Origin of the sequence: Desulfomonile tiedjei (assembly GCA_016212925.1) — a bacterium.
Lineage (GTDB): Bacteria > Desulfobacterota > Desulfomonilia > Desulfomonilales > Desulfomonilaceae > JACRDF01.
The window spans coordinates 1-9,684 of the sequence record JACRDF010000032.1 but is presented as its reverse complement, the minus strand read 5'-3'; the positions used below and the strand labels follow the sequence as shown (position 1 = coordinate 9,684).

Genomic DNA, 9,684 nt, shown 5'->3' with positions numbered 1-9,684 from the left:
TCCCACGATGTTCAAAGCGTGGTACAGTAGGCTAGTGGACATGCCTTGCCCTCCTTCCAAGACTTTTTCAAACCCCGGAAGGATCAAGCATGTCCTCTTTTATTTTTCAACTACACGTACGCAAATGCCGGATGAGCCCGAACATGAGCCAAGAGCAGACGTGACCCCTTTTCTGTCGTGGATCGGCTCCATGATCTCGTTGGCGTCGGTAGTCAAATACGTACACGACTCGATGATCTCACCTTCCGATCCTGTCCAGCTTTGCCAAAGCCCTGCAAAAGCGAAGGGGCTTCCATCGGCATTCCTGACCAGAAAAGGTTGTTTCTGACCTCCCTTCCTCCTCTTCCACTCGTAATATCCGTCTGCGGGAACAAGGCATCTTCTGGACTTGAAGGCTGCCCGAAAGGCCGGTTTCTCCGCGGCAGTCTCCCTCCTGGCGTTGATCAACTTGTATTCTATTGAGGAGTCCTCAGACCAAATCTCCTTCTTCGGCAACAAGTCCACATCCTCGCCCTGGCCTCGCTATACATTTCAGTCCACGCCTTTCCTGGGACCAGTATACGCACGTCTTCGGCCAAGTGTTGCAGATTTCCATATGCTTGCCCGACACTTTGGACACAATGGTTGGGTATTTAGGATACATCCCCAAAACGGCGATAGCCTCTTCTTGGGTCACGTATTTTGCCTTTCCCGCGTCCACCATCCCTTCGGCCAACTCGTCGAGAAACACTGATTCCGTCAATGGTGTGTCCTTGTAAGCAGATCTACAAACCCTTTCTCCCACTGCGCACTTGGCCGACTCTCTTATCAAACGTGATGCGCTTTCTGTGGTCAATAGCCGTGGATCGAGTTGCCTCATTGCGGCCAGCAGATTGTCTCCGATCTGAGAGTTTTCGAGAGAACCTTCCGTAGACGCAAGGACACGAAAAACCTGCCTGATGCCGTCGAGCACCTTCCCCGTGGTGTAGTCTTTCACTTCAGCCATGATCTGCCTCCTTTCGAATCCGATCTCCGAGCCTCTCTTCACATAGAAGCAGAAAATCTTCGAAAGGGAATCGCCTGTTTGGGGGATACCGTGAAAATTATCGTTCAGATTATTCCGAGGCGTGCCGCCAAGACTGCTGCTTGGGTTCGATCGGTCACTCCGATTTTGTCAAATATGTGGGTAACATGGGTTTTTACTGTATGAGGACTAATGGCGAGGTCTCGGGAAATCTCGATATTGGAAAACCCTTGAGACATCAAGCGAAGAACCTGAATTTCTCGTTTGCTGAGGCCAAACCTGTCATCCTTGTTGTGATGCTCCAAAGGCGGCACAGGATCTTGAATTAGCTCCCGAAGCGAGGTTTCCAGCGTTTCCACGTATTGGCTCGTTTTCTGTCCAGCAAGTCTTCTCCGGGTGACATCAAATCCTATCTTGATCGCGTACACCGGAATACCTCTTTTGTCAGAGACCGGATAGACCCGCACTTCGAAACATCTTTCGGAGCCATCGGGCAGCGGAACCCACCTTTCCAGCATGTGAGGTTTATGAGAATCGAAAACTCGTTTCACTGGGCAATCCTTGCAGGGGGCAGTTCGACCGAGGTGCACTTCATAGCAGTGTTTTCCTGTGATGTCCGCGAGTTCGCGACCGCCACCCTTTAACCCTGTCGCGTTTGCCCATTGAATTCGGAGATTACCGTCTATGAGGTGCAGATGTGCTTTTATGCTTTGCAGGATAGGCAGATAGGCAGCAATCCAAGGATCTTCGTCGTCGTGAATCTTGACTGTTTCTTTCTTCTTCATGGCGCTGCCTCCATGTTCATGGCGAAAATCGGTTGAGTGCCCCGATTTTCTGTCAAAGGCAAGTTCAATCGGAACGAGCAGATAGCCTCGGGAAAGGCTGGTTTCCCGTCCTCAGATGGCGTACATGGTGTTGGGGGAAACCATGTATGCCAGAGACGGACCGGGGTATGGACAAAGATATAGCACAGATGTACTCGGTGGTCGATCAGGTTTTCGGCTTCGTGCGCGGTTGGGGCCGGAGCATGGAGATCGGCGAGGTTGAAAGGAATCTGGTGGCGATACTGATGAGAGTGGCTAGAGGCGGTTGCAAAACCTCGGATGGCGTGTAACCGCGTGATATCGCGTATGAAATAAGTCCTTGTACTCCTTATATTTTTGGTATATTCATCTCGCCGGAGGTAAGTCCGGTGAGCAAACGAGTCGTGTACCTGACCGATGAGCAATGGAAGAAGATCGAACCCCTCATTCCCAAGCCTCCTCCTCGACCGGAACGGGGTCAGCCGGAACGGGGTCAGGTCTCGTCTTGGCTCATGCCGGACCGTCGTTACATGGGGATGCCATATCGCGGCCTTTCTCTCTGTTTTTGCTGGTGCGCGGGAGAGGATTTGAACCTCCCGACTCACTGAATTGAATTCTTGAGACCATTGCGCAGGATTTCGATTACCGCCTGAATGATTGACTTGAGCGAGGAAGAATTCAGAGTCGCAACTTGCGACACAATAAGATCCTGACTGGCTGTGAAGAGTTTCCCTGCTCGGGCATAACTGATGACGCGAAGAGAGCCATGATCGAAACTATCATCAGTTATTTCAATGGAATGAGCATCTCCATAAGGGTTGCTCGTAACCTGACACAAAATCCAGTCACCACGGCCGGAATTCGCAAGAACAACCGCCGGCCGCAGCTTCGCCTGTGATAGATCAGAAAAAGGAAAGGGGATAAGCACTACCGCTCCTGCTGTAGGTGTGACCACGCCACATCCTCCTCCGGGCGGTTCCAATCCTTGGCCAACGCCGCTTCACTTAGAAGAGCCGTTTCATTCACCTGTGCTACGGGTGCGTCTTCGAGTATGGTTACAAGAGCACGTCGCGTGGACGCTAGTTTCACAGGTTCCAAGAGTCTGACGTTCCCCTGTTCGTCAATTGTGGCTTCAACCGTCCGAATCATCTGCCCACCTCCATGCCTATAATATACGAATCCCGGTTGGTCCGTCGAGGGAAGATTTGGACATTTCATATAATCCAGGGAATTCCGGAGTGGGATTCTTTTTCCGCTGAACTGAAGATAGTTCACAGAGTGCCCAATGTTCCTCAGAAAAGAAAAAAGGCCCTGCGGTTTGCAGGACCTGACTCTTATTCTCTGGTACGCTGGGAGAGGATTTGAACCTCCGACCCCTGTCATCACCAATGCTTTTCCCGGGAACTCTTTCTCACCGCTGCGGCGCTCTCGCCGGTCCACCTTTTGAAAGCCCGCCGGAAGTTGGTGGCCTCATCAAAGCCCACAAGGCCGGATATCTGATCAATGCTCAGCCTGGTACCAGTGAGATAACCTCTTGCGATCTCGGCTCGGACCCCATCTAATATCTCTTTAAAGGTAATGTTTCTTTCCCTCAACCTGCGGCGCAGCGTCCGAGCGCCAAGGCCCAGATCTTCCGCAATATCCTGAATCCGGACCGACTTCCCCGGAGAAGAGAAAATCATTCTCCGGACCATGTGAACGAGATCATCCGATTGCCGGTACTTCAGGAGCAACTCCTGGCACTGGTTCTTACATACCTCGGCTATTTGAGGGCTGGTCATCTTCAGAGGACGTTCCAGTACCGACGCGTCCATGCGCACTAGATTTCTGTCGCAACCGAATTTAACCGGACAATCAAAATACTTTTTGTAGAGATGAACGTGGCCGGGCGGGGCATAGGAAACTTGGATTTCAAGCAGTGGCGGCGGACTCCCGGTAAGGAAATGAATGGTGGCGCATGCCGAAGCAATCACTTTTTCAATAGCAAATATCAATACCCGGTCAGCCACAAGAGGACTGGCCACGAAAACATTCCAGATCGCATGCTTATCATCTGACGTGAAACTGACTCGAACCAGAGACCCTGATATTTCCCAGAACTCCATGGCGATCTTGTTTGCATCACGCCAGGTCCGCGCGCTCGCCAGAGCGTACCCCCAGAAACCGAGGCGGCTTATATAACTCGAATCATCAATAGCAGACAGGCCGATTGCAGGGTCACCACTCTCGTCAATGGCATTGATCACGATTTGGCAATATTGCCGATAGGTTATGCCGGGGTCTCTTTCGGCAAGCCACAATTGATCAAGCCCGGTGCCAGTCAGTAGCTTGTCTAATTGAATTCCTCTCGTCAGCATCTTTTCGACCAGCCACTTGGCAGCCTCTGCGGGAATTCGTTCGGTCTCCATGGGAGTACCTTTTGGCCTTGACCGGAATGGATCACTATTTGTCAGCTATAGACCTAGCGGGGCAGTCGGGTTTGCTCCATATTATTGCGAAGGCAGATTGGGGTCAAGACCGTTGTGAGGCCCTTAACGAATCGGGGGAGGACAAGACATGGGACAGCGGTTCAATAATCTGGTGGACGTGCAGCAGGCGTCCTGCGCTCGGTATGGCGCGCGCGAAATGTTCGGCGAAAAGGGAGCGGACGGTTACCGATGGGTGACATTCGGTGAGTTCGGCGAAATGGTCGATCAGATGCGCGCCGGTCTTGCCTCTCTGGGCGTAGGACATGAGGATAAGGTGGCCGTCATAGCCAACAACTGCGTGAGGTGGGCTGTCTCCGCTTATGCCACCTACGGATTGAGAGCGCAGTTCGTGGCCATGTACGAGTCGCAACCCCTCGATGAATGGAAGTTCATCCTCCGCGATTCAGAGGCAAAGGTATTGCTGGTGCGATCCCCGCAAATCGCTCAACGGGTGAAGGGCTTTGTGCAGGACGTGGAAACGCTGGAAGCGCTGGTATGCCTGGACGGCGAGGCCGACGGCGCGTATTCGTATGCGGACTTGATCCGGAGGGGGAAACGCAACCCGGTCCCAAGCATGAAACCTTCACCGGATGAGCCGTTTGGCCTCATCTACACCTCCGGAACCACGGGCAATCCCAAGGGGGTCATCTTGACCCACAACAACCTCATCACCCAAATGGAGTCTGTAGAAGACCTCCTTGACCTTAGTCCAGAGGACCGCAGCCTGTCATTCTTGCCCTGGGGCCATCTGATGGGCCAAATTGTGGAAGTTCACCTCGTTGTATACAAAGGGTTTTCCGCGGCCATCGTGCCTGATCCCATGAAAATAATCGAAGATTTCTCCCTCATCCGCCCCACAATTTTCTTTAGCGTGCCTAAGCTGCTCAACCGATTCCACGAGGTAGTGCTCGGAGCCATCCATAAAAAAGGCGGCCTGGCCAAATTGCTCTTTGACAAATGCATGACCGCTCGTGCTCAACTGCGTGAAGGCCGGGACATTGGGCTGAAGGATCGCGTTACCGTCGCAGTGGCCGACAGGCTGGTAATGTCCAAGATCCGCGATCGATTCGGCGGGCGTCTACGCTGGATGACCAGTGGCGGCGCAGCGCTCAGCCGCGAGTTGATCGAATTCATGGAGTGCCTGGGCCTCTCGGTTTATGAGGGTTATGGTCTGACCGAGACCACCATGGCCTTGACGTTCAACACCAAGGATGAACGTCGTATAGGCAGCGTGGGCAAGCCCGTGAAAGCAGCGAGGGTCGTTTTGGACAAATCCGTGGAAGGGGCACGGGAAAACGAAGGGGAAATCGTAGCATACGGTCCGCTCATAACCGTCGGGTACCATAAGCTGCCCGAGTTGTTCGCTGAAAGCCTCACCGAGGATGGAGGGTTTCGCACAGGCGATCTTGGCAGGTTCGATGACGACGGATACCTGTATGTCACCGGCAGGATCAAGGAGTTGTACAAAATGACGAACGGCCGGTATGTCGCACCGTCGCTCCTGGAAGAACAGCTCAAGCAGAGTCGCTATGTGGCCCATGCTATGATCTTCGGCGACAATCGTCCGTACAATATTGTGTTCATTGTTCCTGAAATGGAGGCCATGGGGGATTTCGCGCAGGATCAAGGCCTCGATCTGGGCCGTAAGGGCTGGGAGAGAAGCGATCCGGTTCAAGCTCTGTTCAAAAAGGAAATCGACACATTTTGCGGTGATTTCAAGACCTATGAAAAACCCATGAAGGCCGTGGTAATCACCGATGATTGGACTCAGGAAAACGGTCTATTGACACCCACTTTGAAACTGAAGAGGCGAAAGCTTGTCGATATGTATTCAGAACTCATTGCAGAGCAGTACACCGGAGAGCCTGGGGGCACACCGTGAATTTGCCCAGCCGAAAAGAGATCATTAAGCAGGTCCGCGGTGAAGGGAAAAAGATCGCGGCAGTGCTCCCCATTCACTATCCCAGGGCATTGCTGAGGGCTTTTGGCTTTCACCCCATTGAGGTGTGGGGGCCGCCGGGAATCAATACCCACGCGCAAGCCGGCCATTTCCAGGAATACGCCTGCGCTATTGTCCGTAATGCCACCAGCTTCCTGAGCACCGATCCCGGGAAACAGTTGGACTGCATCCTGATTCCCCACACCTGCGACTCGCTGCAAGGCATGGGATCCATATTCAAGGATTTCCTGTCCGGCGGCAAACCTGTGCTGACCATTTACCATCCCCGAGGCCGCGGCCAGTGCCAACTCCAATTCTTGCAGAAAGAGTTGGAAGACTTAGCGGAAAGGCTCCGACCACTGTCCGATGTCGATCCTTCCGATGCAGATCTGATTGCCGCGCTCGACATCGAGGGTCAGGCCGACGCTGCGTTCGCACAGATCTGCCTCAACAGAGACAAATACTCCGTCAGCGATCGGGATTTTTTTTCCGCACTGCGCTCGCGTGAGTTTCTGCCCGCGGAGGTTTTCCTGGAATTGGCTCAGACCTTGCCGAAGGCACAGGCCGACCGAAAGGGTATTCCCCTGTTGTTGAGCGGAATTGTGCCGGAGCCCATGGAGCTGTTTGACCATATCAACGACATGGGCGGTAGAGTGGTGGCGGACGATTTGGCGTGTTGCGGACGACGGGTATACGAGACCTACGACGACGCGAATCCTTTTCGTCGAATGGCACGTCAGATGATGTCCATGCCCCCGGACCCTACGGTAGGGGCTTCGGTCGAGGACAGGTGCAAGCATCTGGTGACTAAGATGGAAAAATACGGAGCAAGGGGCGCAGTGGTCTACAACGTCAAGTTTTGCGAACCGGAACTCTTCTATTTGCCCCTCCAGCGTAAGGCCTTGGAAAAACGCGGCTGGCCCCTGCTTTACCTCGAGACGGACCTGGAGGGTACGATTCCTTTCCAGGTCTTAAATAGGATTCAGTCATTTCTGGAGATGTTGAGATGAAAATCGGCAGTTTCCTGGCCTACCATTTGAAGGCAGGAGTGATTGGCAAGGCAGCACTTCGCTTTGAACGCTTGCGATCCAAATGGAAGGCAGGCAGGAAAGGCACGGCCGGCAATGACTCGCTGGTGCCTCCCCTGGCATCGAGATTCCGCATGAAGGAATTGATTTCGCAGCAATACCTGGCAGGCAATTATGCTAATGGGGTCAAAAAAGTGGCCTGGGTAGCCTCAGGCGCTCCGGTGGAAATACTGCAGGCCCTCGATTACTTCGTATACTTCCCTGACAACCATTCCGCGCTGTGCGGCGCCCGCAGGCAAGCGGTGGAATTCGCTACCGAGGCCGAGAATGCAGGTTATTCACGCGATATCTGTTCATATCCAAGGACAGAGATTGGAGCGTTCCTCACTGGCAGGAGCCCTGTTGGAAGGATACCCAAACCTGACCTCATCGTCTGCAGCAACAACATCTGCCAGACCATTCTCCAATGGTATCAAGTTATGGCTGCCTACCATAAGGCGCAGTTTGTAAACATCGACACGCCTTTTCTCTATGAAGGCCCCAAAGACCACCAAATAGAATACGTGCAGAAACAACTGGAGGATTTAATATCAATCGCGGAGAGGATTGCCGGAAAAAGCCTGAAGTACGCCCGGTTGAAAGAAGCCTTGCGGTTGGGCAAGGAAGCATCCGAGCTGTGGCTGGCAATTCTCAATCGCGCACAGACCAAACCTTCGCCTCTCACTGCCTTTGACGCGTTCATAAACATGGGGCCTATTGTAGCGTTGCGTGGACAACCGGAAACCATTAGTTTCTACCGAAACATGCTAAAGGAAGTCGACGAACGAATCTCCAAAGGAGTGGGCGCGGTCAAAAATGAAAAGGCCAGGCTGCTTTGGGACAACCTCCCCATCTGGTACCGGTTGAGTTGGCTGTCGCAGTTGCTGGCTGAGCGTGGAGTCAACGTAGTAATTTCAAATTACACGTACGGGTGGGGAGAACTCGCTCCGCTGATGGACCCGCTGCGGCCTATCGAATCCATGGCGCGGGTATACCTGATGCCCTATCTCAATCGTTCTGTTCAATATAAGCTCCAGTCCATGAAGAATATGGTTAAGGATTTCGATCTCGATGGCGTGATTTTGCACTCGGATCGCTCGTGCAAACCCTATTCCATAGGACAGATAGACCAACGCAACGAACTGGTAAACGGGCTCGGTATTCCGGCCATGCTGCTGGAGGCCGACCACAACGATTCAAGGGTCTTTTCCGAGCAGCAGACAAAGAACCGATTGGAAGCATTTGTCGAAATGCTGTGCTAGCGCGCTGTATCGGCAATGGCTGGGTAATAACAACTTCCATGACGCAAAGCTAGCACGAACACGGGGATTCTCTTGGACTACTACGCGGGCATTGACGTAGGTTCCCTTACCACGGACGTGGTCATCATCGACGCCAACGAAAAGATCGTAGGCTGCTCCGTTGTCCCGACTGAGGCAAACAGCACTCAAGCTGCTGAGGAAGCCCTCTCGCAGGCCCTCCGTCAAGCAGGCATAGATCGAAACCGGATAAAATGCACGGTCGGCACCGGCTATGGTCGAATCTCTCTGCCTTTTGCCGACAAAGGGGTTACTGAGATCTCATGCCACGCAATGGGGTCCCATAGACTGTTCCCCGAAATATCCACGGTCATTGACATCGGGGGACAGGATTCCAAGGTCATCCGTGTGGGCAAGAACGGAAAGGTCCTGGATTTTGCCATGAATGACAAATGCGCAGCCGGCACGGGGCGTTTCTTGGAGGTAATGGCTTCGAAATTGGGAGTCAGTCTGGATGAAATGGGTAATTTGTCGCTAATGGCCAAGGGAATGGCAGGCATCAGCAGCGTGTGCACCGTTTTCGCGGAAAGCGAGGTGGTTTCTCTGGTGGCGAAGAACCACCCCAAAGATGAGATCATAAAAGGTCTACATTGCGCGATAGTCAATCGCGTTTGGAGCATGTTTATGAGCGTGGCCGCGGGTGGCAAAGTGACCATGACCGGGGGTGTAGCCAAGAACCGAGGCGTGGTGGCCTTGTTTGAGGAGAAAGCGGGCAGTCCCATACTTATTCATGAAGATCCGCAGATCGTGGGGGCCTTCGGCGCAGCGCTCTTTGCCAAGCGAGGGTGACCTTTCGGAAGTAAAAAACGTCTCCGAAGCTGACGCGGGTTTTGGATTGTGTTTCCTCTCAAAGCCTTTGCCTATGGCTGGCCTTCCGAAAAAAGTCACGGGAAACCCACAGAAAAGCAAAAAGACCGTGCAGTGGCACGACCTTATGACAACTCAACATGAGCCAAGAGCAGACCTGATAATCATAAAAAGGCGCCTCTGAGTCGGGGGGTGTGATATCCCCGACTTGCCATTAACCAAAGGAGGCGCCCAATGGAAGTGTATGCGGCGATTGATCTTCATGCAAGCAACAGTTT

At 53.1% G+C, this 9,684-nt stretch carries 12 protein-coding genes; 6 read left to right on the top strand and 6 right to left on the bottom strand.

The features are described 5' to 3' along the window. Positions 1–99 precede the first annotated feature (99 nt). The 3 genes from HY913_14230 to HY913_14220 form a co-directional block, all read right to left on the bottom strand. Entirely contained in the window at positions 100–504 is a 405-nt protein-coding gene (locus HY913_14230) for an SOS response-associated peptidase (GenBank protein ID MBI4964432.1), read from the bottom strand. Continuing rightward, a complete protein-coding gene (locus HY913_14225; protein MBI4964431.1) occupies positions 470–985 on the bottom strand; it encodes a hypothetical protein in 516 nt (171 codons plus the stop codon). The genes HY913_14230 and HY913_14225 overlap by 35 nt, the downstream gene beginning before the upstream one ends. Positions 986–1,089: 104 nt before the next feature. Further along, a complete protein-coding gene (locus tag HY913_14220) occupies positions 1,090–1,788 on the bottom strand; it encodes a PAS domain-containing protein (GenBank protein ID MBI4964430.1) in 699 nt (232 codons plus the stop codon). A gap of 146 nt (positions 1,789–1,934) precedes the next feature. Here HY913_14220 and HY913_14215 point away from each other — a divergent pair, with 146 nt between their 5' ends. Then, the gene (locus HY913_14215) at positions 1,935–2,117 is read left to right on the top strand and encodes a hypothetical protein (protein MBI4964429.1); all 183 of its coding nucleotides are present in this window, start codon (positions 1,935–1,937) and stop codon (positions 2,115–2,117) included. A gap of 78 nt (positions 2,118–2,195) precedes the next feature. Continuing rightward, positions 2,196–2,414, top strand: coding sequence for a hypothetical protein (locus HY913_14210; GenBank protein ID MBI4964428.1), 219 nt, complete (start codon positions 2,196–2,198; stop codon positions 2,412–2,414). Here HY913_14210 and HY913_14205 read toward each other — a convergent pair. The 3 genes from HY913_14205 to HY913_14195 all read right to left on the bottom strand — a co-directional run bounded on the left by HY913_14205 (position 2,408) and on the right by HY913_14195 (position 4,214). After that, positions 2,408–2,734, bottom strand: coding sequence for a type II toxin-antitoxin system PemK/MazF family toxin (locus HY913_14205; GenBank protein MBI4964427.1), 327 nt, complete (start codon positions 2,732–2,734; stop codon positions 2,408–2,410). The genes HY913_14210 and HY913_14205 overlap by 7 nt on opposite strands. Beyond that, positions 2,734–2,955, bottom strand: a complete 222-nt coding sequence (locus HY913_14200) for a hypothetical protein (protein MBI4964426.1) — start codon at positions 2,953–2,955, stop codon at positions 2,734–2,736. The genes HY913_14205 and HY913_14200 overlap by 1 nt, the downstream gene beginning before the upstream one ends. A 233-nt stretch (positions 2,956–3,188) precedes the next feature. Continuing rightward, positions 3,189–4,214, bottom strand: coding sequence for an AraC family transcriptional regulator (locus tag HY913_14195; GenBank protein ID MBI4964425.1), 1,026 nt, complete (start codon positions 4,212–4,214; stop codon positions 3,189–3,191). A gap of 148 nt (positions 4,215–4,362) precedes the next feature. Between HY913_14195 and HY913_14190 the strand changes: the two genes are divergently transcribed. The 4 genes from HY913_14190 (at position 4,363) to HY913_14175 (ending at position 9,388) form a co-directional block, all read left to right on the top strand. Continuing rightward, on the top strand, positions 4,363–6,156 hold the full coding sequence (locus HY913_14190) for an AMP-binding protein (protein MBI4964424.1): 1,794 nt from the start codon (positions 4,363–4,365) through the stop codon (positions 6,154–6,156). Then, entirely contained in the window at positions 6,153–7,223 is a 1,071-nt protein-coding gene (locus HY913_14185) for a 2-hydroxyacyl-CoA dehydratase (GenBank protein MBI4964423.1), read from the top strand. Before HY913_14190 ends, HY913_14185 begins: the two co-directional genes overlap by 4 nt. Continuing rightward, positions 7,220–8,542 (top strand): 2-hydroxyacyl-CoA dehydratase, encoded by a 1,323-nt coding sequence (locus tag HY913_14180; GenBank protein MBI4964422.1) that lies wholly within the window; start codon positions 7,220–7,222, stop codon positions 8,540–8,542. The genes HY913_14185 and HY913_14180 overlap by 4 nt, the downstream gene beginning before the upstream one ends. Before the next feature lie 72 nt (positions 8,543–8,614). Next, complete coding sequence (locus HY913_14175) at positions 8,615–9,388, top strand: 2-hydroxyglutaryl-CoA dehydratase (GenBank protein MBI4964421.1); 774 nt, start codon at positions 8,615–8,617, stop codon at positions 9,386–9,388. The last annotated feature ends 296 nt before the right edge of the window (positions 9,389–9,684 follow it).

What these genes read in the sequence shown, in the direction of transcription:
- HY913_14225 (MBI4964431.1), bottom strand. Translation starts at nt 985, where the DNA reads ATGGCTGAAGTGAAAGACTACACCACGGGGAAGGTGCTCGACGGCATC.
- HY913_14220 (MBI4964430.1), bottom strand. Translation starts at nt 1,788, where the DNA reads ATGAAGAAGAAAGAAACAGTCAAGATTCACGACGACGAAGATCCTTGG.
- HY913_14215 (MBI4964429.1), top strand. Translation starts at nt 1,935, where the DNA reads ATGCCAGAGACGGACCGGGGTATGGACAAAGATATAGCACAGATGTAC.
- HY913_14200 (MBI4964426.1), bottom strand. Translation starts at nt 2,955, where the DNA reads ATGATTCGGACGGTTGAAGCCACAATTGACGAACAGGGGAACGTCAGA.
- HY913_14195 (MBI4964425.1), bottom strand. Translation starts at nt 4,214, where the DNA reads ATGGAGACCGAACGAATTCCCGCAGAGGCTGCCAAGTGGCTGGTCGAA.
- HY913_14190 (MBI4964424.1), top strand. Translation starts at nt 4,363, where the DNA reads ATGGGACAGCGGTTCAATAATCTGGTGGACGTGCAGCAGGCGTCCTGC.
- HY913_14180 (MBI4964422.1), top strand. Translation starts at nt 7,220, where the DNA reads ATGAAAATCGGCAGTTTCCTGGCCTACCATTTGAAGGCAGGAGTGATT.